The organism is Paludisphaera mucosa, assembly GCF_029589435.1.
In the GTDB taxonomy this organism is placed as follows: domain Bacteria; phylum Planctomycetota; class Planctomycetia; order Isosphaerales; family Isosphaeraceae; genus Paludisphaera; species Paludisphaera mucosa.
In genome coordinates, this window is sequence record NZ_JARRAG010000001.1 from 706679 (window position 1) to 732716 (window position 26038).

The following is a 26038-nucleotide window of genomic DNA, read 5'->3' on the forward strand; positions in this document are numbered from 1 at the left end:
GTCCGAGGATACCCGAGAAGAAGCCGGCGAGAGCGGCGAATAGCCAAGGGGCGCGATCCGCGTCCCTTGCCCGACGGAGGTCGCTTTCCATGAAACACCTGTACGACGAACGCCGGCTGATGGGTTACCTGGTCCTGAGCGCCGGGATCGGCCTGATGTTCCTGATCATCGGCGGCGGCGGATTCCTGGCGGCGACGAACGCGGCCTACTGGTGCGGGGTGCTCCTGACCTCGTTCCTGGCGGGCCTGGCGTTTCCGGGGACCTGGCTGGCCTATCAAGCCGGGCGCAACACGGCGGCGTCGTCGACCAGCCCGACGGTCGGACGCGATCGGTGGTCGTGGAGCGAGGCGGGGCGCGGCCTGCTCTTCGGGTCGCTGCAAGCGGCGATGTTCGTGGCGGCGCTGGCCTATTTCCGCTCGGCCTTCTTCGCCACCGATCCGGGACGCTACCTGTTCGTGATCCCGATGGGGATCGCCTGCGGATCGCTGACGATGCTGGGCGCTGGGATCCTCGTCGCGACCGCGGGCAAGCCGGCGACCGACGACCGCCTGCTCTGACCGATCAGCCGAACGCCACGACCACGCGGTAAAGCTCGCCGGCCATCAGGTCGAGCCAGACGGCGTCGCCCTCGACGGAGAGGTCGCCCTGGGTCTCGCCCTGGAAATCGTACTGGCGGGCCCACGTCGGGTTGCGGAAGAACTGGAGCCGACAGCGTGCGTGGTATCCGGTGGTCTCGACGAGGTGGACGTCGAGACCCCAGCCGCGGCCGTCGAAGGTCTCGGGCAGGAAGCCGACGTGGGTGACCGCCACGGACCTGGAGTCGGTCCGCATCAGCCAGCCGCGGTCGCCGATCGGCGGCGGGCCGGTGTCGGTCGCCACGACGGGGGCGGGGGCCAGGAAGTCCTGCGCCGCCTGGTGGGGATGCTCGTCGTCCAGGACGATGGCCAGGCGGAAGTCGCGGCCCGTCTCGGACCCGGCGACGAGCAGGGTGTCGAGCATCCGGCCGCCGACCTTCTTGTGATACGGCAGGCCGCCGAAGACCATGGCGGTGCGCTGGCGGCGGGTCGAGACGTCGATGGCGTCGGGCGTCTCGGGGCGTTCGGCGGCGGTCGTCTCGGGGGCGAGGAAGGCGAGCCGGCGGATCGTGGAAGTGGCGTCGGGCCAGGCCCAGCGGCAGGCCAGGTGGTGCTCCCAAGGGTCGGCCCCGGCGGCGTGCCCGACCCAGGTCGAATCCAGGTCGCGGACGCCCAGGTCCAACTCGACGATCGGCCGGCCGGTCCAGAGCCGGCAGCGTAGGACGATCCGCGCCAGCGTGTTGCCTCGGGTCGGATGAATGAGGACGGACGTCGAGACCGCCTGCACCAGCGCGGGGCCGGCGAACTCCACCTCGAACTTCTCGCGCTTCATCCGGGCGACGGCCGGCTTGCCGTCGACCGGGCGGCCGACGCCCGTCATGACGACCTGCAGGGCGAGCCGGGCCGTCGACTCGCCGATGGCCAGCACCCCGCGCAGGCCGCCCGAATCGGGGTCGAACTCGACCTCGACCGTCTCGTTCTTGAGGACGTTGCCGCTCGCCGAGACCTTGCCCGGCTCGGCCGCGGGCCTTTCGAGATCGGTGTCGCGGGGGATCCAGGCGAAGCCGAAGGCCGGCAGGTCGACGACCGCGGCGACCCCTTCGTCGGTCAATTGCGCGGCGATCAGGGCGCCTTCCGGACGCAGGTCCGGCGAGGCGTCCGGCAGCATGACCGCGAGCTTCCGCGCCACGCCCAGGGGGTTGAACACCAGGTAGCCGGGCCGGGCGTCGGGCCGGGCCTCGGCGGCAATGCTGCGGGCCAGGGCCCCCGACCACTCCGTTTCGAGGGCGTCGAGGGCCGGGTCGGCCTCGTCGTAGCGGCGGGTCTCGAGCGCGGCCTCGGCCTCGTCGATCGGGGACTGGTCGACGGCGATCGACTCGGCGGCGGCGTCCGGTCGCGAGGCCGCGACGGCCTTCGCCAGGGCGCGGAGCCACGACGCCGATTCGATCCGGGCCCTCAGCCGGTGGTGCCGCGCGAATCGCGAGATCGGCGCCGGGTCGCGGGCCGCGACCGCCTGGGCGAGATACGGCGAGGCGTACTCGTCGGGCTCGGGGCGGAAGGTCTCGTAGGGGCGGTCGGTGAGCTGGAAGTAGTCGTTGAGCGTGGCCCAGCGGCCGAAGACCGGCGAATGCGTCGCCGCCCGGCGGAGGTCGAGATACCACGAGGCCACGGGCGCAGGCCAGTGGATCAGGGGGAGGGTGGCGACGTGGTCGATACGCATCGTCGCGGCCAGCTTCCAGGGGAACATCAACCCCTGCGAGGGCCGATCGGCCGCGATCGGCGGCCGGAAGAGCGTCTCCAGGCTCGATCCCTCGGGACTCTCCCAGAGCCGTTTGGGCTCGCGACGGACCGGGAATCGGCCGCCGTCGAGCGCGACGTGGACGGCGAAGCGGTAGCCGTGGCGGCGGCCGAGCTGCGGGACCTGGGGCCAGAGCCCGGACCGACGGCGGGCGTAGGTCTCGACGTTGCGGTCGTCGAGGTGGTCGCGGTAGACCTCGCCGCCCCGACGGAACTGCCAGAGCGTCGACTCGATCGGCAGCAAGGGGTCCTCGGCCTCGGCGTAGGTCCCGCCGATCACGTCCGCCCAGCCGTCGGTGATCGCCTGGTTGAGCGCGGCCGCCGCCTCGGGGTCGAGCGTCGCCTGCGCCTCGATCGCCGCCGCGGGGGCCAGGAACGTGATCGCGAGCTTCGTCTCCAGCATCGCCGCGATCGAGCCGGCGGGCAGGGCCGGGTCGAGCAGGCAGATGTCGACGAGGTAGGCGTCGACCGAATAGACGCTCTCGCGGGCCTGGGTGAGGATCTCGAAGGCGGCCTTGAGGCGGCCGGCGACGGCCCCGGAGTCGCCGCCGACCCAGGCGTCGGCCGCGGCGAGCGTCTCGCGCGCCAGGGCCTCCTCGTTGATGGCGTCGGGACGCCCCATCGCCGACGCCAGGTCGCGGACCATCCAGCGCACGAGTCCGAGCGCCAGGAAGTCGCGGGCCGAGTCGTCGGGGAGGGCCGATTCCGGGACGGCGAGGTCGAGCCGCGTCTGCAGCTCGCGGACGGTCCGGTCGCGGCCGGGGCTCGATTCGAGGAGGACCGCGCCGGCGTCCTCGGCCTGCGTCGCGTATCCCGAGGGGAGCCGGTCGAGCAGGCCGTGGACGACCAGGCGGAGCTCGTCGCGTCCGGGCGAGGTGGGGGCCGTGATCGACTCGATCCGGGGGACCGCCGCGGCTCGCGCCAGCAGCGAGGGGTGCCAGAGCGCCGTGACGGCGCACCAGACGGCCTGGGCCTCGGCGTCGGTGAGGCCCGCCGAGGGCTCGCGTCCTGCGTCGGGGATCAGGGCGGTCAAGGTCCAGCCGGTCCGGGGCGGGGCGTCGGCCGCTTCCGGAGCCGGGGTCGGCGCGGGGGGCTCGGTGTAGGGGTCGAGGATCCCGGCGGGCGGCTCGGGAGCGGGGGCGGGGGAGGGCTCGTTGGGCTCGGCGTCGGGCGTGGTCATTCGGTTCAGGCTCCGAGGGCGGTCCGGAGTTCGCGAAGCTCGGCGGCCAGCGTTTCGACGCGGCCGCGCAGCTCCTCGACCTCCGTACGCAGGCCGGCCGCCTCGTCGCGCCAGCCCGGGGCGGATTCGCCCCGCGGCGCGGACGACCGCGCGGGGGCCTCGTCATCTTCGGCGACGGCGGCGTGGGCGAAGGCCTGGCGGACCTTCTCCAGCTCCGCCGGGGGGTAGATCCCGTGCGTCACCACCACCCCCCGCTTCTGGCCGCGGGGCGAGAGGTAGACGACCAGGTTCCGATCCGCCAGGGCTTCCAGGTGGGTCTGCAGGGCGGCCAGGTCGGCGAGCGGCTCCATCCGGCTGGCCCGCGCCCGCAGGTCGCCTTCGGTCTGGGGGCCGCGGAGGAGCAGTTCGGTGACGACGGCCAGCTCCACCTTGCTCACCTTCAGCCAGTCGTAGAGGGTGTGCTTCCAGCGCGCGACGCGGCCGCCGGCCTCGACGAGGATCGCTGCCCCCTTCTTGCGGAGGGCGTGCAGGACGTCCTCGACGTCGTCGGCGTCGTAGTCGACCACGGGGTCGCGGTTGCTCTTCTGGTTGCAGCCCGTGACGATGGCGGCGATCGTCATGGGGTAGTACTCGGGCGTCGTCTTGGCCTTCTCGGCCAGCACGCCCAGCACGCGCCGCTCGGGCGCGGTGAGCGGCGTCCAGGAGGCCGCCGGGGCGGCCGTCGATTCGTTCTCGCTCATGATCGGTCCCATCCTCGTGTCGAGGCGCGGGGCTCGCCCCCCGCCGGGCCCATGGTAGCCGGGCCTGCGCGGGCCGAACAAGCCTCAGGAGATCTGCGCGACCCGTTCCACGACCGCCTTGAACTGCCGCGCCGGGTCGGCCGGGGGCTCGGGCCAGACGGTCAGGAAGCCGTGGTAGGCGATCTCTTCGAGGGCCCCGACGTACTCCTCCCAGTCGAGCGCGCCGGGCGGGAAGCCGACGCCTCGGGGATTGCGGGCGCTCGCCTTCGCGCCGGTCGGGTCGCCGGCGTAGGCGTGGGCGACCCAGGCGTGCAGCGTGCGGGCCGACGCCACCGGGTCGATCCCGGCGCGGAGCAGGTTGGGAGGGTCGATGCTGACGGCGAGCGAGGGTTGAGCCAAACCGTCGAGGAACGCGCGGAGCGTCTCGGCGGGGTCGGCCCCGGTCTCGATGGTCAAGCGGACGCCCCGGTGGTCGCCCCTGGCCCCGAGCGAGGCGAGGGCGTGAGTGAAGACCTCGCGACGGGGCAGGTCGTCCTCGGCCGGGACGGGGCCGACCTGCGACAGGACGAGCCGACTCCCCAGGTCGAACGCCAGGGCGAACACGGCGTCGGCGCGGCGGATGCGGTCGTCGAGCTGATCGGTCGTGTCGAACGCGCGGCGCGTGGGGAGGGCCAGGGCGATCAGCGCGACCTCGACCGAGCGGAGCTGATTCTTGAGGTCGCGGCGGCCGGTCTCGCCCAGCCGGTGGGGCGCGAGGTCGCCGGACGCCTCCAGCACGACCCCCCGCGCGCCCAGGCGCGCGGCCTGGCGGATCTGGTCGCGGATCGGTCCGTTGGGGTCGAGCCTGAGGCCGAGAGGGTTTCGTATCATCGTGCGGGTCGGCGGAGCCTGGGTTGAAGCCGGCGGGGCTTTTGGACGATCATCGACTCTCCTATACTTCCCCCTTAGACTACGCGACGCCGACCGGTTTGGTGAGGTCAATCCTCCGTGGGAGAGCCGCAAGAGCCGACGACCGTGCGGATCCCCCTCGACCTGCCGGCCGACCGGCTCGTCGCGGCCGTGGGCGCGTGGCCCGAGCCCGCGATCCTGGCCAGCGGGCCGGGTTTCGGCGAGGCCGGGCGCTGGAGCATCCTGGCCGCCTACCCCCGACTCGTCTTCGAGGCCGTCGGCCACCGCTGGTCGATCCGCACCGACGCCGGCGCGGTCGAGGCGGGCGATCATCCGCTCGCGCGCCTGGAAGCCCTCGCCCGCGGATTCCGGCTCGCCGAACCCGCCGACGACCCCGGACTCGACCCCGCCGCCTGCCCATTCCAGGGCGGCCTGATCGGCTATTTCGGCTACGACCTCGCGCCGACCCTCGAACGTCTCCCGCGCCGCGCGGAGCGAGATTCCCGCCTGCCCGACATCCGCATGGCCCTGCACGACACGGCCGTCCTCCTCGATCAGAAAAACGGCACGGCCGCGATCCACGCCTGGGACCTGACGGGCGAGGGCCGCGAGGCCGTCGAACGCCGGGCGCGGTTCTGGCGGCGGGCCTTACGGGACGCCGTCGCCTCGCCGCGGCCCCCCGCCGCGACGTCGCTCGGCCCGCTCGAAAGCAACTTCACGCGCGATGAATATCTCGCCGCCGTCCGGCGGGCGCTCGACTACATCCACGCCGGCGACGTCTTCCAGATCAACCTCTCCCAGCGGTTCGCGGCCCTGGGTGCCGTCGACCCCCTGGGCCTCTTCCTGCGGCTGCAGGCCGAGAGCCCCGCGCCGTTCGCATCGTTCCTCCGCTGGCGCGACCTGGCCGTCGTCTCGGCGAGCCCCGAGTGGTTCTACCAGACCCGAGGCGATCGGATCGCGACCCGGCCCATCAAGGGGACTCGGCCCCGAGGCTCGACGCCCGAGGCCGACGCCGCGCTCGCCGCCGAGCTGACCGCCTCAGCGAAGGATCGCGCCGAGCTGATCATGATCGTCGACCTGGAGCGCAACGACCTGGGCCGCGTGTGCCGCTACGGCTCGGTCGAGGTCGTCGATCCCTTGACCCTGGAGAGCTACGCGCAGGTCCATCACCTGGTCGCGACCGTCGAGGGAAGGCTCCGCGCCGGGGTCGGCCCGATCGACGTCGTCCGCGCCGTCTTTCCCGGCGGCTCGATCACCGGCGCGCCCAAGATCCGGGCCATGGAGATCATCGATGAGCTGGAGCCGACTCGCCGCAGCCTCTACACGGGCGCGATCGGCTACCTGAGCCGGGGCGGGACGAGCGGGTTCAACATCGCCATCCGCACCGCCCTCGTCGAGGGCCGGCGCGTCAGCTACCAGGTGGGCGGCGGGATCGTCGCCGACTCCGACCCCGAGGCCGAATTCGAAGAAACGCTGCACAAGGGCCGGGGCCTCCGCCGCGTGCTGACTGGGGAGGACCTGCGATGATCTGGACCCGCGGCGCGATCCTGGCCGACGACGCCCTGGTGATCTCCGCCCGCGATCGGGCCTTCGAGCACGGCCTGGGCCTGTTCGAGACGCTCCGGACCTGGAACGGCCGTCCCACGCTGCTCCCCCGCCACCTGGACCGGCTGCGACGGTCGGCCGAGGCGCTGGGGATTCCGCTCGACCTCGGTGCGTTGCCCACGGCGGACGATGCGCGAAGCCTCCTGGCGGCCGACCGCCGCGACGGCGACGCGATGCTGCGGATCACCCTGACGGGAGGGCTCTCGGCGAGCGAGGGCTCGACGCTCTGGATGCGGTCGTCGCCCTTGCCGCCAACGGCCGTCGGCGGGATCCGGCTGGGGACCATCGGCCCGGCACGGCAGGATCCGCTCGCCGGCCACAAATCCCTGAACTACTGGTCGTATCGTCTGCTGCAAGAGCAGGCGCGGGCCGAGGGCTGCGACGAGGGCCTGCTGATCGACAAGGCCGGCTGCGTCCTGGAAGGGAGCCGCACCAACGTCTTCTTCGTCATCCGCGGCGGCCTGACGACGCCGCCTTGCGACGGCCGCATCGTCCCGGGGATCATGCGGGGCCTGGTCGTCGAACGGGCCCGCGCATCGGGGCTCGACGTTGGGGAGGCGCCGCTCGGCCTGCTCGACCGTCGCCTCGATCCGGAGGAGGTCTTCCTCACCAATGCCGTGCGGGGCGTGATCCCGGTCGGCCGCTGGGGCGAGGCCCATTTCCCGGCGCCGGGCCCGACGACGGCGCGGGTTCGCGAGGCCGTGTTGCACTGGCTGGAAGCGGGAGGCTCACCGTGAGGACCGTCACCGAGGTGGCCGCGTGGCTGGAGGGGTTCGCCCCCTCGCGCCTGGCCGAGTCGTGGGACAACGTCGGGTTGCTGTGGGGCGATCCCGACGCGCCCGTCGAGCGCGTGATGACCTGCCTGACCGTCACCGCCGAGTCGGCGGACGAGGCCGTGCGCGAGGGCGTGGGGTTGATCGTGAGCCATCATCCGATCCTCTTCCGCGAGACCAAGCGGATCCGGGCGGACCTGCCCGCGACGGCCCCGCTCTGGAAGCTCGCCCGCGCGGGCGTCGCGGTCGCCAGCCCGCACACCGCGTTCGATAGCGCGACGGACGGCGTCAACGCCGGGCTCTGCCGCCGTCTCGGGCTGGTGGACGTCGAGCCGTTGAGGCCGATCGCCGGGGCCTCCGCGTACAAGGTCGTCGTCTTCACTCCCGAGTCGGACCGCGACGCCGTGCTCGCCGGGGCCTTCGGGGCCGGCGCGGGGCGGATCGGCGATTATTCCGAATGCTCGTTCGCGATCCCGGGCCGGGGGACGTTCCTCGGCGGCGAGTCGACCGACCCGACCGTCGGAGTCAAGGGACGGCGGGAGACGGTCGAGGAGCTGCGGATCGAGATGGTCTGCCCGGCCGCCCGGCTGGCTTCGGTGCTGGCCGCGATCCGCGCCCGCCATTCGTACGAGGAGCCGGCGATCGACGTCTATCCGCTCGAATCCCCGCCGTCGTCGCTGGGGGCGGGGCGTATCGGCGGCCTGGAAGGTCCGCGCCCGCTCGGCGAGTTCGCCCGCGCGGCCTCAGAAGCCCTGGGAGGGGCGACGCTGCATGTGGCCGGCGACCTGGGGATGCCGGTCGAGCGCGTGGCCGTCGCCTGCGGCGCGGGGGACGACTTCCTGGTCGACGCCGCGCGGCTGGGCGCGCAGGTCTTGTTGACCGGCGAGGCCCGATTCCATCGAGTTTTGGAGGCCCGATCGATCGGGGTGGGTCTCGTCGTCGCCGGCCATTACGCGACCGAGCGGCCGGGCGTGGAGGACCTCGCCGAGCGGATCGCGCGGGCCTTCCCGGACCTGCACGTCTGGCCGAGCCGCGACGAGTCGGATCCGCTGGCGATCGTCGCCGAGCCGCCCCGGCCCTGACCCTCGCAGGCGGATCGGAGAGGGGAAAAGAAAACCCCCCGGAGGACTCCGGGGGGAGAAGGGAAGGCGGCCGTCCGTCACTCAAGCCACGGGGCGGGGGCCGGTCACTTGCTCTTGGACTTGGATCCGCCGGTCTCCAGCAGATCGTCTTCTTCGTCTTCGACCTCCTCGACCTCGGTCTCGACCGCGACGGCCAGGCCGTTTTCGAGCTCGCCGTCCATCTCGATTTCACCGTCGACGTCGCCTTCGGCGTCGCCGCCGGGGGCCTTCCCGGTTCGGGTCGCCGGGACGGCGAGGTAGGTCTGGTGCTCCCACTGGCCCGACCAGAACTGGCCGGTCCACCGCTGGAGGGAGATGGCGCGAACCGTGGGACGATCCTCGTCCCGGATCACTTCGCCCCAGGCCCCGGCGTAGGCGGCGCGGACCTGCGAGGAGCTTTCGCCCACGCAGAGGAGACGTTCGCCGGTCGGCGCGAGGCAAGCGATCGCCCGCCAGTCTTGAGCACCACTCGTTCCGCTACTCATCTGGATTATTCCCCGCCCAACGCGATCGGGCCCTCGCATCCTGCGCTTCGTTCGTCGACTCGACGTCGCGTCGGGACTTGGTCTGTACGACCCGCCGAAATACGGTCGGGTGTCGTCATGCAAGTCATTCGTCCAAAAGGCCGCCGGGCCGCGTCGGGCCGACGCTCCGAACCCCGCGCGACGGGAAAACACGAAGAACCGGCGTTTGACCGAATCCTCATGATGCCAGCACGATGGGGGAGCGGGGCGAGGCCGGAGATGGCGGGCGTTCAACGTCGAAGCGGCGGCAAACCATGGCACGATCGCAGGATCGGTCCGGTGGCTCCCCGTTTTCGCTCACGTCGAGGGACTCTACTCCAAGAAATTGTAGCGTCCCCCCCCGACATCGGCGAATGAAATCTCAAAAACTCGCAAGGCCCGCGGCCCCCCGGGTCGTTGAAATCCCACGCGCCGACCGCGTTCCCCGTCGGACCCGGAGATCAGCTGACGGCGGAGCGTCCGGCGGCCGACATCCGGAGCAGCACCTTACCCCCGCGGCCCACGGCGGCGGCCTCGCGGACGGCCTCGCCGACCTGGTCGAGGGGGTAGGTCTTGCCCACGTCGGCGTCGAGCACCCCCTCGCGGATCAGGGCGGCGACCTCGCGAAACAGGAGCAGGGCGCCGGGGATGCTGCGTTCGGACATCCAGTAGCCCAGCCAGAAGCCCTCGACGGACGTCCGCGAGGAGATCAGCGACCGGGGGTCGACCTGGATCGGCTCGTCGGTGAGCGAGCCGTAGACGACCAGCCGCCCCCCTTTGCCCAGCGACCGGTAGATCGCCGTGCCGGCCTCGCCGCCGATCGGGTCGATGGCGTAACGCGGGCCGTCGTCGCCGGTGATCTTCCGGACCTGCTCCGGGACCGGGCCTTCCGACGAACTGACGACCGCGTCGGCGCCCAGGTCGATCAGCTCGCGCTTGGCCTCGCTCCGGCGGACGACGCAGAGGGTCTTGAAGCCGTCGCGCCGGCCCAGCTTGACTATCATCTTGCCCAGCGTCGACCCGGCCGCCGAGAGCAGCAGCCATTCCCCCTTCGGGACCGCCAAAACGTGCCGCACCATCGCCAGCGCCGTGACCGGGTTGACGAAGAAGGTCGCGGCCTGGTCGTCGGCGATGTCGTCCGGGAGCGGCCGGGCTTGCTTCCAGGGGATCACGGCGTACTCGGCCCAGTTGCCGCCCCTCTGGTTGATGGCGACGACCCGCTTGCCGACCAGGAATCGCCCCATGAGGCCCGGACCCGCCTTGTCGACCACGCCGACGCCCTCGAAGCCGGGCGTGGCGGGGAGCTTCGGCAGCACGCCGTAGCGGCCCTCGACGACCATCGTGTCGGACGGGTTGACGGGGCTGGCGATCATCCGGACGCGGACCTCTCCGGGGCCCGGCTCGGGCGTGGGGACGTCCTGGACCTTCAGAACTTCGGAGGGATCCCCGAACGATAAGAAGACGGCGGCTTTCATGTCGATTCGTTTCTTTCCGGCTCGGCGCGGATCTCTTGGGGAACGGTCGAGTCCTGGTTATCTTAAGGTCGAGGAACGAGAAAACCCACAGGGACTCCCCCATGCCCGACCCCCGCGACCCGCTCGTCACGCCCGAATGGCTCGAACTCCACCTCGACGACCCCGACGTCCGCGTCGTCGACGTCCGCGGCTACGTCGTCGCCAGGCCGGTCGCCCCGGGGGTCGAGGAGGCCGACTACAAGGGGGCGCCCGAGGAGTTCCGGGCGGGCCACATCCCGGGCTCGGTCTACGTCGACTGGACCCGCGACATCGTCGACCTCGACGACCCGGTGAAGGCCCAGATCGCCCGTCCCGAGGCGTTCGCCCGGGCGATGGCCGCGCGGGGGATCGGCGACGCGACCCACGTCGTCGCCGTCGACCACGTGGGAGGCCAGTACGCCACCCGCCTCTGGTGGGCCCTCGCCTACTACGGCCACGATCGCGTCAGCGTCTTGCAAGGGGGCTGGAACCGCTGGGTCGAGGAGGAACGGCCCACGACGACCGAGGTCGCGGCCCCGCCCCTCGCGACGTTCACGCCTCGCGAGCGGCCGGCGCTCCGGCTGACGGCCGCGCAGCTGGCCGCCAGGCTGGGCGAGCCCGGCCTCCAGCTCATCGACGCCCGGGACCCCGGCCAGTACACGGCGGCCCGGCGCCGAGGCCCGCGCGGCGGCCACATCCCCGGCGCGGTGAACGTCCCTCGCGAGCGGTTCTTCGCGGAAGGGGGCGGCTTCCTGCCGATCGAGGAGCTGCGGACGCTCGTCGACCGCGAGAGGATCGACGCCGGCCGGCCGGTCGTCGCCTACTGCAACGGCGGCGTGGCGGCGACGGTCGTCCTGTTCAACCTGGCCCGACTCGGCTACACGGACCTGGCGAACTACGACGGCTCGTGGAACGAGTGGGGCGAGCGCCTGGACCTGCCGATCGAGCCCTGAGGGCGAGCGATCGCGCGGGCCGCGGCGCTCCGTCCCCGCTCAGCCGAGGGGCTTGATCTTCGGCAAGGCCTTCATGGCGACCACGGGCGATCCGGCGAACGCGTCGACGGCGCCTTCGGCCTCGGGATCGAGCTCGCCCTCGCCCTGCAGGGGGTCGGCCTGCTTGATCGCGCACTGGGGATGGACGCCGGCCTTCGAGTAGACCGACTGGCGACAGACCGGGCAGCGGCGGCGGCGGTCGTCGGGGAGGGGGGAGTGGGAGTTCCTGGGGTTGATCATGGTGTGGCCCGCCTTCCTTGGTTCCGGGGACGTTCAAGATGCGTCGACGGCTTCCCCGCCGACCGGCGAAGAGGCTAACAGGAACATCCGGATCCGGGAAGCCCGGAATCGCGTCCGATCCGTGGGCCGGGAACGCGGGATTTTCGGGCGAAACCGCCGGGATTTTCGGCTTCTTCGTCTTGAACTCGGCCTGTGGGCCGGTCATCTTCAAGGACGTCGCCGCCTCCTTCGACGGCGATCGAACCCTTTCCGCCAGACCGTCCGGTCCACAATCCCGAAGGAGTGCCAACCGATGGGCGACGCTCGCGACACCGCCAAGAAGAAGAAGGCCGACGAGAAGTCGAAGAAGTCGGGCAAGGCGGCCCCCGCCCCCCCGGCCAAGACCGAGGCCAAGGCGCCCAAGAAGTAAGTCACCCTCGCGCGTCACGGACGCGGATCCTCATGAAGGCCGGCCGCCGCTCGACCACCCGGTCGGGCGTCGCCGGCCTTGTCGTTTCGAAGCCGCGGGTCGTCGGCTCCGGTCAGCCTCGGCGGGGGTCGGACGCGGTCCCGAGCCGCCGCTGCGCCTCGTGCAGGCTGCGGGTGGAGAGGGCCACGGTGAAGGGGTGGGAAGGGACGGCGTACTGGGGGTCGGCGAGCTGGCCGGCCAGGACGCCCGCCGCGAGCGAGAGCTCGGCCTCGTCGGCCGCCTCCCAGAAGAAGGCCATCCACAGGAGCATCCGGCGGTACAGCTCCAGGCGGTGGAGGATCCGCCGCTCGAAGAGGAACCGATAGGCGCCGGCGTCGCGGTAGGGGTCGGCGGCGGCCCTGCGCTCGCGGACGCTGATCTCCTCGGCCAGGTCGAACGTGAGAGACGAGCGGTCGACCCAGCTCGGGCAGGCCTCCAGCACGCGCCAGGAGCGTTCCGCCATGGTCGCCGTCTCGACGGACGCCGAGCCCCATTCGGGCCGGGCCGAGAGGAAGGCCCCGGCGTGGAATCCGCGCCCGAGCGTCACGTCGAGCCACTCGCGGACGGCCGGGGGCGTGTCGCGGCCCGAGAGCAACAGGCTGCCGGCGAGCAGCCCCGTCGCCAGCGCGGGGACGTCCTCGACGAGAGGTCGCAGGGCCAGCTCCGGGAATCGCTCGAACGGGTCGACGGCGGCGTCGGGATCGTCGTCGGACGCCCCCATGACGTCGCGGAGCCCGCCCCGGACGTCGCAGAGGAACGCGGCCGTGGAGGTCCGCCCCCCCTGGACGCTGACGACGACCACCGCGGCGACGCCCTCGCCGTCGACGGCCGTGGCCATCGACCGGACGAGCCGCGGCGGATCGCGGTCGACGACGGCCGGGAGCGTCGACGCGGGAGGAAGCGGCGGAGCCGGGGCCTCCTCGATCGGCGTCGTCTGCGATCGCCGGCTCGTCCCGAGGGCCTCGCGGACCGTCTCGCGGACGGCGTCGTCGCGGCTCGCCCCCATCATGTGCAGGAGCCGGAACAGGCCCTCGCTCGGCGGGGCGGCGAGCAGTTCCCGGACGATGTGCGACCGGATCTCCGGGTCGAGCGACTCCAGGCCCTGGAAGGCGTTCCACGACTCCTCGGGGTCGTGCTCGAGCCCGTCGAGGAGGTCGGCGATGATGGAGGAGGGCTCTTCGAGGTCGTCCACGGGCGGGGCCGGGTCGACGCGCTCGGTCCGACGGGCGGTGGAATCCATTCGTCACCAGACCTGCGTGGGCCCCGGGTTCTTCCAGACGCGTCCGACGGGCTGCGGCGAGCGCCGCCAGCCCTCGATCGCGCGATCCGGGTCGATGGAGAACGTCCGTTGCGTGCTTCCTTCCCTGGAGTATTCGTAGATCGGCGTCGTTTCCGCAAGCCGGGATTCGGGGCGGAGGATGCAGAATCGGAGCGCGGGCCCGGCGACGGCGGGGTCGGCCAGCGCCAGCGTCTTGCCGCCCCGATCGTCGGCGACCTCGACGACGCCGATCTCGGCCGTCCCGGGACGATCCGGCGCGAAGAACGCGATCGCCTTCCCTCGCGCCCCGTGGGCCAGGGCCGGTCCCGTCGCCAGGCCCCCCGTCGCGAGCATCGGGTCGACCTCGTAAACGGCCGCGGGCAGGCTCAAGCGGGCGTCGGACAGGTCGAGCCGGTACATCATCTGGTTGTACTCGTAGCGCGGGGTCTGCTCCTTCGCGCCCGAGAAGCTCGCCGTGTACGTCCCCTCGAAGTAGACCACGCGCCCGCCGTCCTGGTCGAACATGGCATGCTGCTTCGGGTTGTAGAACGAGTACGTGTCGTGAGTGGCGATCTTCCGGGCGTGGACCCACGGCCCCAGCGGCGTGTCGGCCTCGCTGAACCACATCTCGCCGAGCATCGAGGTCCCGCCGATCTCGACGAAAAGCAGGACCCAGCGGCGACGATACGCGTTCCACGCCGCTGAGCCGCCGTGCGCCAGCACCCGCTTCCCGGTGGTCGCGTCGCGGAGTTGCAGCAGCGCCTCCTCGGCCTTCAACTTCCCGGCCTTTACCAGGCGATCCTGCCCCCGCTGGTCGAGTCGTTGCGTCGCCTTCTTCCAGCTGTACCGGAGCCGGCCCTCGTCGTCGCGGTCGAGCTTCTCCTGGTCGATCCGAGTCCCCGCTTCCAGACAGGTGAAGACCTCGACGGCCTTCTCGTCGATGATGCTGGCAGGATCGGCCGGGACCCGGGTCAGGGGGAAGGGATTGCAATAGTAGACGTAGTCTCGGTCCCCGTCGCGATGCTGGAACGTGTGGCCGCTGAGCGTCTCGCCGGTGCTGGTCTCGGGCGGGCCCGAATAAACCGCGCGTTTGACGAACTCGTTCTTCGCCGGGTCCCATTCGACGGCCCCCAGCTCGTAGGTCGTCATCGGGGGCTTGATCTTGGCGTAGTTGGCGAACATCCGCTCACGGCCCTGGTCGTCGGTCAGGACGGCGAGCCCGGTGATCCAGGTCGGCCCCTCGCCGGGCATTTTCGAGGTCGGCTTCGCGAAGCCCTTCTCGTCCACGAAATAGATCAGGTCGACGCCCCGCGACGGGTCGAGCCCGCCCTTCCCGGGCAGGTCCGAGACGGCCCCCGGCGTGTGGAAGTTGCCCAGGGGATACGCGGGCTGGTTGGTGTCGCCCCAGAACCAGTGGATCTTGCCTCGATAGACGGCGCTCAGCACGCTGTCCTGTCCCAGCACCAGGCCGTCGAGCAAGGGCTCGCGGGTCGGGGCCGGGACGCCGGTCAGCAGGCTGTCGCGATAGATCCCCGCGCCGGTGACGCGGTAAAGCCGCTCGGCGACGTTCAGCCGCTTGATTTTCAAACGGGCCTCGCCGCCCGGGCTGGTGTCGAGCGCCGCCCCGACGATTCCGAAGCCGTCCTTGGGGGACTCGTAGCCGTGGCTCTTGATCGCGAAGAAGACCCGGCGGCCGATCAAGCCCGGCTCGTCGAACGCGACGACGCCGTTGGAGTCGGTGACGTACAGGATCTGGTTGACCGTCCGCAGCTCGACCAGCGGAACGCCCCGGCCGGTCTGCTCGTCGACGACCACGATCCTGAATGGCTTCGATGGCGAGGCGGATTCCTCGGCCGGGGCCGACGCGGCCGCCAGGATCGCCAGCCAGGCCGCCCCCGCGCGAATCCAGGAAGTCGTCATGTCGCCTTCTTTCCGTCCGCCTGGCCTTCGAGGCTCTTCCGGAGTTCGCGCTCGACGTCGAGGACGTCGAATTCGTGCTCCAGCTCGGCGCGTTCGTAGAGTTCGGGGTCGACCTCGGTGATGAAGCGGCTGGGGGTCGAGAATGTGGTCGGGCCGTAGCCGCCGCGGCTGACGGTCGAGGGGTACGAGAGCATCAGCTCGTTCTTGGCCCGGCTGACGGCGACGTAGAAGATGCGCCGCTCTTCCTCCTCGCCGCCGGGCTCGTCGACGGCCCGGCGGTTGGGGAAGCCGTCGTCGACCAGGCGGATGACGAAGACGTGCGACCATTCCAGGCCCTTGGCCTGGTGGACCGAGCTGAGGACGAGCAGGTCCTGGGGCTCCTCGCCGCCGCTCGACTCGACGCCGTAGAGGTCGCCGGCGAGCATGAGGTCGGCGACCAGGCGTTCGAGGCTCTCGTACTTCGCGGCCAGCACGGCGAACTGCTCGACGTCCTTGATGCGGTTGTCGGGCTTGTCGTAGCGCTGGCGGACCGTCGCCGGGTAGCCGCCGGCGAGCACGGCCTGGATCGCGGCGGCCGGGCGGTTCTCGGGGTCGGTCGCGCGGATCAGGTTCAGGTCGTTGACGAACGCGGCGAACAGGCCCCGGCTCTTGGGCGGGACGGTCGCCATCGTCTCGGCGGCGGCCACGGCCGAGAACGGGTCGCCGCCGGCCGCGAGCCGCTGGTAGACGGCACCCGCCTTGGCCGGGCCGATGCCGGGCAGGAGGAGCAGCAGCCGCCGCCACGAGGCCTCGTCGCGAGGGTTGAGCACCACGCGGAGGAACGCCAGCACGTCCTTCACGTGCGCCTGTTCGAAGAACCGGATCCCGCTGCGGACGTTGTAGGGGATGTTCCGCGCCAGCAGCTCGCCCTGGAGCACCACGCTGTCGTAATGGTTGCGATAGAGCACGGCCATCTCGGCCAGGGGGATGCCGCGGTCGCGAGTCTCCAGGATCTGCTGGCAGACGAGCGCCGCCTCCTCGTAGACGTCGGCGACGGCCACGACCACCGGCTTGAGGCCGTCGGGGCGGGCCGAGACGAGTTCTTTCGGGAAGCCCGACTGGTTGCGCGCTATGGACGCCTGCGTGAGCGCGACGATCTGGGGCGTCGAGCGGTAGTTGACGTCCAGGCGGAAGATCCGCGACCCCGCGTGGCGCTCGGGGAATTTGAGGATGTTGTCGTAGTCGGCCCCGCGGAACCGGTAGATCGACTGGGCGTCGTCGCCGACCGCCGTCAGGTTGCCCTCGCCGGCGGCGGCGATCTTCTCGACGACCTCGATCTGGAGCGCGTTCGTGTCCTGCATCTCGTCGACCAGGATGTGGCGGAACATCTTCCCCTGCTCGGCCAGGCGTGCGGGGTGCTCGTCGAGGAGCTTGAGCCAGAGGACGAGCAGGTCGTCGTAGTCCATGCAGTTGCTGGCCAGCTTCCGCGCGGCATAGGCGTCGGCGACGCGGCGGATCTCGTCGGTCCACTCGATCATGTCCCCGGCCGTCTCGGCGACGACGTCTTCCAGCGTCTTGCGGGTGTTGACCGCGAAGCTGATGAGGTGCTGGACTTGCGACGGCTTGGGGGCCAGCTTGTTCTTGGAAGCCAGCCCGCCGTCGTCCATCGCCAGGCGGATCAGGTCGGTCTGGTCCTCGCCGTCGAGGATCGTGAAATTGGCCTGGAAACCCAGCTCGCGGGCCGCGCGGCGCAGCAGGCGGTTGCCGACGTGGTGGAACGTCCCCGCCCAGACCCGGCCGGCCTCGTTGCCGACGAGCCCCCCGAGCCGCCCGACCATCTCCCGCGCCGCGCGGCGGGTGAACGTGGCGAGCAGGATCGACTCGGACGGGACGCGGCGGCCGATCAGCCAGGCGACGCGATACGTGATGACCCGGGTCTTCCCCGACCCCGGCCCGGCGAGGATCAGGTTGTACCCGTCCGCCGCCGTCGCCGCCTCGCGCTGGGACGGGTTGAGGTCGTCCGCCAGTTGCCGGGCCAGCCCCGGAGGCGGCGTGTGCTTCAGCGTGATCTTGCGCATGGCGTCCTGGCCGCGGGGGCGGGCGGGGGGTGGCCCGAGACGTCGAGACCGGCGAATCCCCCGATTCTATCAGACCCCTCGACCCACCGTCACGCCTGTTCAGCCGGCCGCGTCCACTCGCCCTCGGCGGGTCCGACGCGGCGGACTCGTCAGCGGGGGGACGTCTTCCCGAGCTGCTCTTCGAGCATCGCCTCCAGTCGGCCGGGCTCCCGCGCGTCCGCGGGCCCGAGGACCTTTCCGTCGGCGCCGATGACATAAGTGGTCGGGAAATAGACGACCTTGTAGCGATCGCAGCTCACTCCTCGACCGATCGTCGAATCCCCTTCGCCGACGGCGGGGTCGGGGCCGTCGAGGGCGACGCGGAAGGGCAGTTCGCGGTCCCCCCAGACGTTGTGCTTCACGCCGGCGAGCTTCCGGTCGTATTCGTCCCGCGTCCGGACCGACTGGTCGTGCACGGCCAGGACCACGACCTGGCGGTCCTTGAATCGGTCATGGACTTCCATGAGCCTGGGCATCGAGCCGATGCAGGGTCCGCACCAGTAGCCCCAGAAGTCCAGGACCACGACCTTGCCGCGGAAATCGGCCAGTTTGACCGGCTCGCCCGTATCCAGGTCTCGGGCTTCGATCTCGGGCGCGGGCTGGCCCATCAGCTTCCGCTGCGGCAGGGACGTCAGTCGCAACGTCGGAAGCGTAAGCGGCCCATCGCCGGGGGGGACCACGATTTCGATGGTCGTCTCCTCCAACCCCTTCTCGGCCACGGGGTCGGCCGAGTGGACGGTCAGCCGATACCGGCCCTCGGGCCAATAAGCCTCCAACCGCTCCCCCTCCGCGGGCTGCGGGTCCACCACACCGCTCATCACGAAAATCGACTCCCGCGGCCCGCCCGCTCCGAGGAGGGCGGAAATCTCCCACCAGACTTCGATCTTGCCGGACGGCGAGGCGACCTCGTGCTCCAGCGGGATGAGGACTCGCCGGGCCGGCTTCACGACGACCTCGTAAGCGGGTTTCACGTCGCTCGGGTCGAACCCCAGGAACGCGACGCGGCGCAGGGCCTCGTCGGCGAAGCAGAGGGGCTGAAGCCACGTCCGGAACGAGCCCGACGCGTCCAGCGATCGGCTGTCGAGGTGGATGGCGGGCCGCAGGTCGAACCGGCCCTCGGCGTCGAGCTTCGCGGGCTCGTCCGAGCCCTGCATCTCATAGAGGACGAGCGGCAACTGATCGCCGGGAGCGTCCGCGTTGTAATTCGGGGCGATCAGCCGACCGACCTGGATTCCGGGCTGGGGCCGGCCCTCGGGGTCGACCACGCGGCCGCGGATCGGGTCGGAGAGGGGGATCGCGACCTCCATCGGGTCGTCCGCGACGCCCCGAAACCCGACGGACGTCGGCAAATGGTCTTTAGAACGGGCCTCGATCGAGTAGCCGGATCCCGCCGCCATCGCGACGCGACAGCGGCCGTCGCGACCGCTCTTGAGGGTCTCCCAGACGAGCTTGCGGCCGATCAGGACGTCCACGTCGACGTCGCCGACAGGGCCGCCCCGACGGTCGACGAATCGGAAGACGGTCTCTCGCCACGGTTCCGGCGTGAGCCGGATTTGGACGTCCGTCGGCCCGGGACCGGGCTCGATCTGGCCGAGCCCCGGACGGTGTCCGGCGGCGAGGGCGAGGAACCGGAGCGGGCCCGTCGCCGCCTGACGGTCGGGACCGGAAGCGAAGCCCTTCAGCTCGATCCGATATCGCCCCTCGGCGTCGATGGAGGTCGTCGCGTCCCTGGTGAAGGAGGCCCGGGCCGACTGCGGGGCGAAGAGGATCTTGCCCGCGCCGACCGGTTTTCCCCTGCGTCGACGACCCGGCCCTCGACGATCCGCACCGTCACCTCCGGCTTCGCGGCCGAGACGCCTCCGCCGTCCGGAGCCTGGCACGCGAGCGAGGCGAGGGTGATCAACGCGGCGGCGATCTGCGGCATGGGCGGTCCCCGAACGAAGCGGCGGCCCGGAGCGGTTCGAGAGGAGGCTGAAGGCTAACCCGCTCGCCGGGTGGCGGCAAGGCTCTCACCCGGCCGCGTCCGCCGCCCAGATGGCCTTGATCGCCGCCTCCTCGCCGAAGCCGTCGGGGACGGCGGCGCTCGGGGTGTTGGCGTAATACCAGTGCTTGTCGCCGACGGGGGTGTGGAGGACGCGCGAGCCGGGCATCTGGAGGAAAGCGGCGGGGTCGTGCTCGCGGACCCACCTCCAGGCGTAGCGGAGCCAGTCGCCCCGCTGGTCGTCGGGCTGGTGGGCGAACCAGCCGATCTCGTCGTAACCCCAGACCCACACGCCCCCCTGGCCGGGCTCGCCGGGCTTCTTGCTGCCTCCCCAGTTGTCCAGCTCGACGAGATAGGGCAGGTGGTCGCACGACCAGCCGCTGTGGGTCGTCCCGCCCCGGCTGCGGCCGTAGAGGCCGTCGCTGAAGCCGATTTCCAGGATCCCCTCCATCCTGCGCTCGGGTACCTCCTTGATCCGCAGGGGGAAGGAATGGAAGTCCAGCAACAGCTTGCCTTCGCGCACCAGGCCGCCGCCGGGGACGTGGGCGTCGCAGAGGACCATCCCCCGGCGCGCCTTCTCGGCCGCATGGGCGCGGGCGCGTTCGAAGACCTTGGCGTAGTGGGTCAGGTCGCGGTCGTTGCGGTTCATCAGCTCGACCTGGCCGTAATGGAGGGCCTCGACGCCGATGTCGATGTACGACGCCGCCAGGAAATGGAACCAGAGCTGCGTCTCGGGCCGGCTGACGTCCGGGACCGTCGTCCCCCGGCCCCACTGGTCGCGAAACTTGCCGTCGGCGAAGGCCATGTCGGCGAACCGGAAGTTGCGGGCCTCGGCCGGCAGTCCGAGCGCCTCGAACGCCCAGGCCGGGATCGGGACCTGGTCGACCTGGCGGGTGACGATCTCGAAGATGCAGGCCTGGACGACCATGTCGGGGTCGACCTGGTGCGCCTTCGGGATCGTCCGCCGGGCCTGCTCCAGCCTGGCGATCAGGCGCGACTCCTGGCCCCAGAAGCAGAGGCTTCGGCCCAGGAACTTGGCCCCGAGGTCCCTGAGCATCCGCAGGTTGTCGGCGAGGTCGCCCTGGCCGGCGAACAGGTCCTGCACGGTGATCGCCCTCGCCAGGTAGTGTTCCAGCACCTCGCGGGAGATCGTCCGTTCGAAGCGGTAGTCGCGGCCGGCGGCCTTTGCGGCCCACGTCGGCGCAGCGGCGGCGGACCAGGCGCCGAGGCCGAGCGCCATGCGGGAGAAGTCGCGACGATTCCAGGATCGGCGAGTCATGGCTGCACCTTTCGCGGAAGAGATCCCCCGGAGGGACCGGGCTTGGGGAGAAGGGCGATTCTCGCGCGCCCGATCGGCCGTCGCCACCGCCGGCCGGCGCGGGCTTGCCGCCGGGGGGTGGCGGCCGTTACCTTCGGGACCGCACCGAGGAATCGACAGGCAGACACGGAAGTCGACGCATCGCCGGCCCCGTCGGGACGCGTCGGGAAGGGGCCAAGCGATCATGAACAGGGGATGGCGGATCGCCATCGCGGCGGCCTTCGCCGCGTGGGTCGGGCTGACGGCGTACGACGTCCGCCGCAAGGGCCACTTCGAGGAGCGCGACCTGGTCCGCAACTGGGTGGTCGGCAAGTACGTCGTCGCCGGCCGCGACCCCTATTCGCTCTCGCGGGACATCCTGATCGCCGAGTACGGCGTCGCCAATCCGAAGGGGGCCTGGGTCTCGAAGATTCCGAGCGCCGTCCCCGAGGCTCGGCGAGCCGACGTGATCCCCGAGTACGGCCCGCCCGAGGCCACCTACCCGCCGGGGGCGATCGGCTTCCTGGCCCTGGGCCTGGGCGCGATCGACGACCCGGCCACCGTCCTGGGGGGCTGGTTCGTCCTCGACGTCCTCCTGACGCTGGCGGTCGCGGCCCTGCTCGCTCGCCTCTGGACGACGCCCCCGATCCCCCCGGGGCCCGACGGCGACTTCTGGTGGATCCTGCTGGTCGCGATCCTGTTCACGCCGGTCTACGCGACGCTCGACCGCGCGCAGTTCTCGCTGCTCGTCCTCGCGCTGATGCTCATCGTCGACGACCCGAAGTTCGCCTGGCCCGTGCGGGGGGTGGCACTGGGGCTCGCCCTGCTCAAGCCGAGCGTCTGCATGCCCCTCTTCCTCCTGCCCCTGATCCGCCGGGAGTGGCGGGTGCTGGCCACGGCCGCCCTGGTGCAACTGGGCTCGACGCTCTACGTGGCGGCCAAGATCGGCCGAGAGCCGGTCTCGATCTTCCGCGACTGGCTGGCGGTCTCGCGCTATTTCCTGTCGGCGGGGATGTACACGGTCCAGGAATGGGTGCTGCCCCTGAGCACGCGGCTCCCCTGGGTCGTCCCGCTGGTGCCGCTCTTGCTGCTCGCGTTCTGCGCGGCGACGTTGTATCTCCACCGCGACGCCCCCCGCGCCCGGCTCTTCTCGCTGGCGGGCGTGACGGCCGTATTCTGGACCTATCACGGGACTTACGACGCCGTACTGCTCTTGCCGATGCTCCTGCGACGCATGGGCTGGTCCAACGACGCCACATCGAGGCCGCTGGCGAGGGGCGGCGTCCTCCTCTTCGCGGCGCTCTCCATCGCCTACATGGACGGCGTCGTCGGCAGCCCGGCGGCCGGCTGGCACGCCTACCGCTGGGCCGTCCGCCTCGGCATGATCGTCCTGGTCGTCCTCGAGTACGTCGAACTCTACCGCGACGGTCGCCGGGGGGCGTTCCCGCGGGCGCCGACGTTCGTCCCGAGGTCGGATAACGCGCCGGAGGTCGCCTGAACGAGACGGACGTCGCGGAGGTGCGGCGACGAAATTCGGCGGTTGGTTGAAATCGATTGTCATCCAATTCTCTTGCCGCTATACTTGCCATTGAGATTCGGTCTCATTCCCGCGAGGTCTCGGCGGGCGGAGCGGATTCGAGTTCCCAGGAATCGGGGTCCAGCATGCAGGCACAGGCGCTGGCGGGGCAGGGCGAGGAGACGGGTGAGATGGTTCCGCTGGGCTTGCTCCGGGCCGGGCAGTCCGGGAGCGTCGGCGAGGTCGTGGGCAACCTGGAGCTGGTGCATCGGCTTCGCGAGATGGGCCTGTACCACGGCGCGACGGTCCGCATGATCCGGCCGGGGAGCCCCTGCATCATCGGCCTGGAAGGCCAACGCCTGGGCTTCCGCGGCGACGACCTGGCGCGGGTGCTGGTCCGCGTCCCGGCCATGGCCTCCTGAGCCAGGCTCCCGGGTTCGTTCCCGACGGACGGAGCCGCCGTCGCCCCGCCCATCCTCCCTGAGGATCCTCCCAACTCGCCATGGCGGTCGCCTCGGAAAAGACAACCTGGTCGATCGCCCTCGTGGGCAATCCCAACACCGGCAAGTCGACGCTTTTCGGGGCCCTCTCGGGCGTCGCCCAGCGCGTCGGCAACTATCCCGGCGTGACCGTCGAGAAGAAGCTGGGCGAGGTCGTCCACGACGGCCGCCGCTGGGTCTTGATCGACCTCCCGGGCACCTACAGCCTGGCCCCGCGCTCGCCCGACGAGATGGTGACGGTCGACGTCCTGCTGGGCCGCCAGGCCGACCTCCCGCCGCCGGACGTCGTGGTCTGCGTCGTCGCGGCCGGCAACCTCAATCGCAACCTGTACCTGCTCAGCCAGGTCATGGAGCTGGGTCGGCCGGTGGTCGTGGCCTTGACCATGAACGACCTGGCCGAGGCCGAGGGGGTCTCGGTCGACGCCGCCCTGCTCGCGCGCCGGCTGGGCGTGCCGGTGGTCCCCATCCAGGCCCGTCGCGGCGAGGGCCTCGACGTCCTTAAAGCCGCGGTCGAGCGGGCCGGGGCGGGCGATCCCCCCGCCCCCGTCGAGATCTTCCCAGAACCGTTCCGCCGCGAGGTCGACCGGCTGGCCGACGAGCTGGACGGCAAGCTCGGCGGCGTCGGGACGACCCACTCGCCGCGCTACCTGGTCGAGCGGCTGGTCCTGGACGCCGGCTCGTACATCGAGGCCCGGCTCGACCTGACCGACGCCGGGCGACGCGACCTTCGCGACCGTGTCGAGGAGGCCCGCGAGCGGCTGGCCGAGGCGGGCTGCCGCGTGCCCGACGTGGAGACGACGTCGCGCTACGCCTGGGTCGCTCGATCGACCGAGGGGGTCGTCCAGGACTCCGGTGGGGCCGGCCCGCGCTTCGCCGATCGGCTCGACTCCATCCTGACGCATCGCCTCTGGGGCTCGTTGGTCCTGATCGCCGTGTTGCTCCTGACCTTCAGCGCCGTCTTCTCGTGGGCGACGGTCCCGATGGACCTCGTCGACGCCGGCTTCGAGGCCCTGGGCTCGGCGATCGAGGGGGCCCTGCCCGAGGGGGCGATCCGCAGCCTGCTGGTCGGCGGGATCGTCAAGGGCCTGGGCGCGGTCGTCATCTTCCTGCCGCAGATCCTCATCCTCTTCGGCATTTTGACGGCCCTGGAGGAATGCGGCTACCTGTCGCGCGCGGCCTACCTGATGGACCGGATCATGGTCCGCGTGGGGCTGAGCGGCAAGTCGTTCATCCCGCTGCTTTCTTCGTTCGCCTGCGCGATCCCGGGCGTGATGGCGACGCGGGTGATCGAGAACCGCCGCGACCGCCTGACGACGATCCTGATCGCCCCCCTGATGAGCTGCAGCGCCCGGCTGCCGGTCTACACGCTGATGATCGGGGCGTTCATCCCCAAACGGGCGTACCTGGGAGGCTGGCTCCAGCTCCAGGGCCTGACGATGCTGGCGATGTACCTCGTCGGCGTCGTCGTGGCCGCGCTGGTCGCCCTGCTTTTGAAGCGCACGTTCCTCCGCAGCGCCACGCCCGTCTTCCTCATGGAGATGCCGGCCTACCAGTGGCCCTCGCCGATCGTCGTGGCCCGGCGGATGCTCGAACGGGGCTGGGACTTCCTCTACAACGCCGGCACGATCATCTTCGCCGTCTCGATCGTCATGTGGGGGCTGCTGTACTACCCTCGGCTCTCGGAAGCGGACCTGGCCCCGATGCTCGCGGGCAAGGCGCAGGTCGAGCGCGAGCTGGAGACGGCCCGCGCGGCGAACGACGCGGCCGGGGCCGAGGCCCTCGAAGCCTCGGTCCGCGAGGCCGAGAATCACATCGCCGGGGCCCAGGAGCGGCAGAGCCTGCTGGGCCGGATGGGCCGGTTCATCGAGCCCGTCGTCCGGCCCCTGGGGTGGGACTGGCGGATCGGGGCCGCGGCGATCGCGTCGTTCCCGGCCCGCGAGGTCGTCGTCGCCACGCTCGGCGTGATCTTCGACGTGGGCGAGGACGTCGAGGAGGGCGAGGGCGAACAGCGCCTCACGCAGGCGCTCCAGTCGGCGACCTGGCCGGAATCGGGCCGGCCGCTCTTCACGATGCCGGTCGCGCTCTCGATCATGGTCTTCTTCGCCCTCTGCGCCCAGTGCGTGTCGACGCTGGCCGTGATCTGGCGCGAGACGGGCAGCTGGACCTGGCCGGCCCTGTCGTTCGCATATATGACCCTCCTGGCCTACGTCGGGGCCTTCGCGACTTACCAGGTAGGGACGTGGCTCGTCTCCTGAAGCCGAGGTGACCGATGGGCTGGCAAGACGTCGTCGCGATCGCCGCGGTCCTGGGGGCCGCCTCCTACCTGGGCAGCCTCGTCTGGCGGGGCCTCGCCGGCGAGAAGTCGGCCGGCTGCGGGTCGTCGTGCGGCAAATGCTCGTCCGCCGGCGGGACGGAGCCCGCACAGCTCGTCTCGATCGGCCTGGCGTCGCCCGCCAAGGGCCGCGAACGCTCGGGATCGCTCTGAATTCTTTCAGGGTGAAAAAGGATTCGGGGACGGGCGCGAGGGCTTGAATCCGCGGCCCGTCGGACGATAACTTAAACCTCCGTGCGGTTCGAACCAGTCCGGCCCCGCTCGTCTCACATCCATGACGGGGCCCATCGAGCGAGCGACGACCACCCAGTCCATGACGCCTAGACGCGCCGAGACATCCCTGTTCGCGCTCCGCCTGGGGGCGTTCCTGGCGGCGTGGGTTTTGGCCCTCGCCTCGCCCTCGAACGCGCTCGCGGGCTGCACGGGACTGGCTCACCGGTCGGGCGACGACCACCGCACCGGCCCCCTGGGACTTTCGGCCGAGCTGATCGCGGACGCCGGAAGCCCCGACTCCTCGGGCGATACGCCGTTGAAGCCCGGGGGTTGCACCGGGGCCTTCTGCTCGAAGCCCGTCGACCTCCCCGGCATGGACTTCAGCGGCGGCGTCGACCTGCGCGTGGAACTTTGGGCCGACTCCCTCGACCCGGCCGTCCTCCGGGGCCCCGGCCGTTCGCGGCCGATCCAGGGCGGCGACGACCTCGCTCCCATCCTGCGCCGGGATTTCATCTTCCACCCGCCCCGCTGATCGCCGCCGTCCCACGGCCCCCTTCGCGCCCGGATTGC

Annotated in this window: 21 protein-coding genes; 10 read left to right on the forward strand and 11 right to left on the reverse strand. The window is 71.3% G+C overall.

The features are described 5' to 3' along the window. The first annotated feature begins 89 nt into the window (after window positions 1-89). A complete protein-coding gene (locus tag PZE19_RS02855) occupies window positions 90-557 on the forward strand; it encodes a hypothetical protein (protein WP_277859080.1) in 468 nt (155 codons plus the stop codon). Between the two features lie 4 nt (window positions 558-561). On the opposite strand, the gene PZE19_RS02860 is transcribed toward PZE19_RS02855, so the two are convergent. The 3 genes from PZE19_RS02860 to PZE19_RS02870 all read right to left on the reverse strand — a co-directional run bounded on the left by PZE19_RS02860 (window position 562) and on the right by PZE19_RS02870 (window position 5162). Further along, window positions 562-3552 carry a glycosyl hydrolase family 38 gene (locus PZE19_RS02860; RefSeq protein WP_277859081.1) on the reverse strand — a complete coding sequence of 997 codons (2991 nt, stop codon included), beginning with the start codon at window positions 3550-3552 and terminating at the stop codon, window positions 562-564. A 5-nt stretch (window positions 3553-3557) separates the two neighbouring features. Continuing rightward, entirely contained in the window at window positions 3558-4292 is a 735-nt protein-coding gene (locus PZE19_RS02865; protein WP_277859082.1) for a YceH family protein, read from the reverse strand. Between the two features lie 84 nt (window positions 4293-4376). Further along, complete coding sequence (locus PZE19_RS02870) at window positions 4377-5162, reverse strand: sugar phosphate isomerase/epimerase family protein (RefSeq protein ID WP_277859083.1); 786 nt, start codon at window positions 5160-5162, stop codon at window positions 4377-4379. Between the two features lie 144 nt (window positions 5163-5306). On the opposite strand from PZE19_RS02870, the gene pabB reads away from it, so the two are divergent. From pabB to PZE19_RS02885, 3 genes are read left to right on the forward strand one after another with little or no spacing between them, the layout of a single operon-like run. Further along, entirely contained in the window at window positions 5307-6707 is a 1401-nt protein-coding gene (gene pabB / locus PZE19_RS02875; RefSeq protein WP_277859084.1) for an aminodeoxychorismate synthase component I, read from the forward strand. Beyond that, window positions 6704-7522 (forward strand): aminotransferase class IV, encoded by an 819-nt coding sequence (locus PZE19_RS02880; protein ID WP_277859085.1) that lies wholly within the window; start codon window positions 6704-6706, stop codon window positions 7520-7522. The genes pabB and PZE19_RS02880 overlap by 4 nt, the downstream gene beginning before the upstream one ends. Continuing rightward, a complete protein-coding gene (locus PZE19_RS02885; protein WP_277859086.1) occupies window positions 7519-8640 on the forward strand; it encodes a Nif3-like dinuclear metal center hexameric protein in 1122 nt (373 codons plus the stop codon). Before PZE19_RS02880 ends, PZE19_RS02885 begins: the two co-directional genes overlap by 4 nt. Window positions 8641-8744: 104 nt before the next feature. On the opposite strand, the gene PZE19_RS02890 is transcribed toward PZE19_RS02885, so the two are convergent. Both PZE19_RS02890 and PZE19_RS02895 read right to left on the reverse strand, forming a co-directional pair. After that, complete coding sequence (locus tag PZE19_RS02890; RefSeq protein WP_277859087.1) at window positions 8745-9164, reverse strand: hypothetical protein; 420 nt, start codon at window positions 9162-9164, stop codon at window positions 8745-8747. Between the two features lie 479 nt (window positions 9165-9643). Then, the gene (locus tag PZE19_RS02895; protein ID WP_277859088.1) at window positions 9644-10657 is read right to left on the reverse strand and encodes a zinc-dependent alcohol dehydrogenase family protein; all 1014 of its coding nucleotides are present in this window, start codon (window positions 10655-10657) and stop codon (window positions 9644-9646) included. A 101-nt stretch (window positions 10658-10758) separates the two neighbouring features. On the opposite strand from PZE19_RS02895, the gene PZE19_RS02900 reads away from it, so the two are divergent. Continuing rightward, the gene (locus PZE19_RS02900) at window positions 10759-11628 is read left to right on the forward strand and encodes a sulfurtransferase (protein WP_277859089.1); all 870 of its coding nucleotides are present in this window, start codon (window positions 10759-10761) and stop codon (window positions 11626-11628) included. 39 nt (window positions 11629-11667) lie between these two features. Here the strand turns inward: PZE19_RS02900 and PZE19_RS02905 are convergent, their stop codons facing one another. From PZE19_RS02905 to PZE19_RS02930, 6 genes are all read right to left on the reverse strand, one after another. Continuing rightward, a complete protein-coding gene (locus tag PZE19_RS02905; RefSeq protein WP_277859090.1) occupies window positions 11668-11907 on the reverse strand; it encodes a hypothetical protein in 240 nt (79 codons plus the stop codon). Between the two features lie 521 nt (window positions 11908-12428). After that, the gene (locus PZE19_RS02910) at window positions 12429-13595 is read right to left on the reverse strand and encodes a hypothetical protein (protein ID WP_277859091.1); all 1167 of its coding nucleotides are present in this window, start codon (window positions 13593-13595) and stop codon (window positions 12429-12431) included. 3 nt (window positions 13596-13598) lie between these two features. Then, entirely contained in the window at window positions 13599-15533 is a 1935-nt protein-coding gene (locus PZE19_RS02915; protein ID WP_277859092.1) for a hypothetical protein, read from the reverse strand. Next, the gene (locus tag PZE19_RS02920; protein WP_277859093.1) at window positions 15530-17590 is read right to left on the reverse strand and encodes an ATP-dependent helicase; all 2061 of its coding nucleotides are present in this window, start codon (window positions 17588-17590) and stop codon (window positions 15530-15532) included. The genes PZE19_RS02915 and PZE19_RS02920 overlap by 4 nt, the downstream gene beginning before the upstream one ends. Window positions 17591-17739: 149 nt before the next feature. Then, window positions 17740-19101, reverse strand: coding sequence for a peroxiredoxin family protein (locus PZE19_RS02925; RefSeq protein WP_277859094.1), 1362 nt, complete (start codon window positions 19099-19101; stop codon window positions 17740-17742). Window positions 19102-19638: 537 nt separating this feature from the next. After that, window positions 19639-20889 carry a hypothetical protein gene (locus PZE19_RS02930; RefSeq protein WP_277859095.1) on the reverse strand — a complete coding sequence of 417 codons (1251 nt, stop codon included), beginning with the start codon at window positions 20887-20889 and terminating at the stop codon, window positions 19639-19641. Between the two features lie 223 nt (window positions 20890-21112). Between PZE19_RS02930 and PZE19_RS02935 the strand changes: the two genes are divergently transcribed. The 5 genes from PZE19_RS02935 to PZE19_RS02955 all read left to right on the forward strand — a co-directional run bounded on the left by PZE19_RS02935 (window position 21113) and on the right by PZE19_RS02955 (window position 26000). After that, complete coding sequence (locus tag PZE19_RS02935; protein ID WP_277859096.1) at window positions 21113-22405, forward strand: glycosyltransferase family 87 protein; 1293 nt, start codon at window positions 21113-21115, stop codon at window positions 22403-22405. 164 nt (window positions 22406-22569) lie between these two features. Then, on the forward strand, window positions 22570-22845 hold the full coding sequence (locus tag PZE19_RS02940; protein ID WP_277859097.1) for a FeoA family protein: 276 nt from the start codon (window positions 22570-22572) through the stop codon (window positions 22843-22845). A gap of 80 nt (window positions 22846-22925) precedes the next feature. Next, entirely contained in the window at window positions 22926-25178 is a 2253-nt protein-coding gene (gene feoB, locus PZE19_RS02945; protein ID WP_277859098.1) for a ferrous iron transport protein B, read from the forward strand. 14 nt (window positions 25179-25192) lie between these two features. Next, a complete protein-coding gene (locus PZE19_RS02950; RefSeq protein WP_277859099.1) occupies window positions 25193-25408 on the forward strand; it encodes a hypothetical protein in 216 nt (71 codons plus the stop codon). A 160-nt stretch (window positions 25409-25568) separates the two neighbouring features. Beyond that, window positions 25569-26000, forward strand: coding sequence for a hypothetical protein (locus PZE19_RS02955; RefSeq protein ID WP_277859100.1), 432 nt, complete (start codon window positions 25569-25571; stop codon window positions 25998-26000). Window positions 26001-26038: the final 38 nt, after the last annotated feature.

Bases quoted from the DNA above. Each gene is read 5' to 3' on its own strand.
- PZE19_RS02865 (WP_277859082.1), bottom strand. From the start codon at position 4,292: ATGAGCGAGAACGAATCGACGGCCGCCCCGGCGGCCTCCTGGACGCCG.
- PZE19_RS02950 (WP_277859099.1), top strand. From the start codon at position 25,193: ATGGGCTGGCAAGACGTCGTCGCGATCGCCGCGGTCCTGGGGGCCGCC.
- feoB (WP_277859098.1), top strand. From the start codon at position 22,926: ATGGCGGTCGCCTCGGAAAAGACAACCTGGTCGATCGCCCTCGTGGGC.
- PZE19_RS02935 (WP_277859096.1), top strand. From the start codon at position 21,113: ATGAACAGGGGATGGCGGATCGCCATCGCGGCGGCCTTCGCCGCGTGG.
- PZE19_RS02880 (WP_277859085.1), top strand. From the start codon at position 6,704: ATGATCTGGACCCGCGGCGCGATCCTGGCCGACGACGCCCTGGTGATC.
- PZE19_RS02910 (WP_277859091.1), bottom strand. From the start codon at position 13,595: ATGGATTCCACCGCCCGTCGGACCGAGCGCGTCGACCCGGCCCCGCCC.
- PZE19_RS02895 (WP_277859088.1), bottom strand. From the start codon at position 10,657: ATGAAAGCCGCCGTCTTCTTATCGTTCGGGGATCCCTCCGAAGTTCTG.
- PZE19_RS02920 (WP_277859093.1), bottom strand. From the start codon at position 17,590: ATGCGCAAGATCACGCTGAAGCACACGCCGCCTCCGGGGCTGGCCCGG.
- PZE19_RS02915 (WP_277859092.1), bottom strand. From the start codon at position 15,533: ATGACGACTTCCTGGATTCGCGCGGGGGCGGCCTGGCTGGCGATCCTG.
- PZE19_RS02860 (WP_277859081.1), bottom strand. From the start codon at position 3,552: ATGACCACGCCCGACGCCGAGCCCAACGAGCCCTCCCCCGCCCCCGCT.
- PZE19_RS02870 (WP_277859083.1), bottom strand. From the start codon at position 5,162: ATGATACGAAACCCTCTCGGCCTCAGGCTCGACCCCAACGGACCGATC.
- PZE19_RS02955 (WP_277859100.1), top strand. From the start codon at position 25,569: ATGACGCCTAGACGCGCCGAGACATCCCTGTTCGCGCTCCGCCTGGGG.
- PZE19_RS02940 (WP_277859097.1), top strand. From the start codon at position 22,570: ATGCAGGCACAGGCGCTGGCGGGGCAGGGCGAGGAGACGGGTGAGATG.
- PZE19_RS02855 (WP_277859080.1), top strand. From the start codon at position 90: ATGAAACACCTGTACGACGAACGCCGGCTGATGGGTTACCTGGTCCTG.
- PZE19_RS02930 (WP_277859095.1), bottom strand. From the start codon at position 20,889: ATGACTCGCCGATCCTGGAATCGTCGCGACTTCTCCCGCATGGCGCTC.
- PZE19_RS02900 (WP_277859089.1), top strand. From the start codon at position 10,759: ATGCCCGACCCCCGCGACCCGCTCGTCACGCCCGAATGGCTCGAACTC.
- PZE19_RS02905 (WP_277859090.1), bottom strand. From the start codon at position 11,907: ATGATCAACCCCAGGAACTCCCACTCCCCCCTCCCCGACGACCGCCGC.
- PZE19_RS02890 (WP_277859087.1), bottom strand. From the start codon at position 9,164: ATGAGTAGCGGAACGAGTGGTGCTCAAGACTGGCGGGCGATCGCTTGC.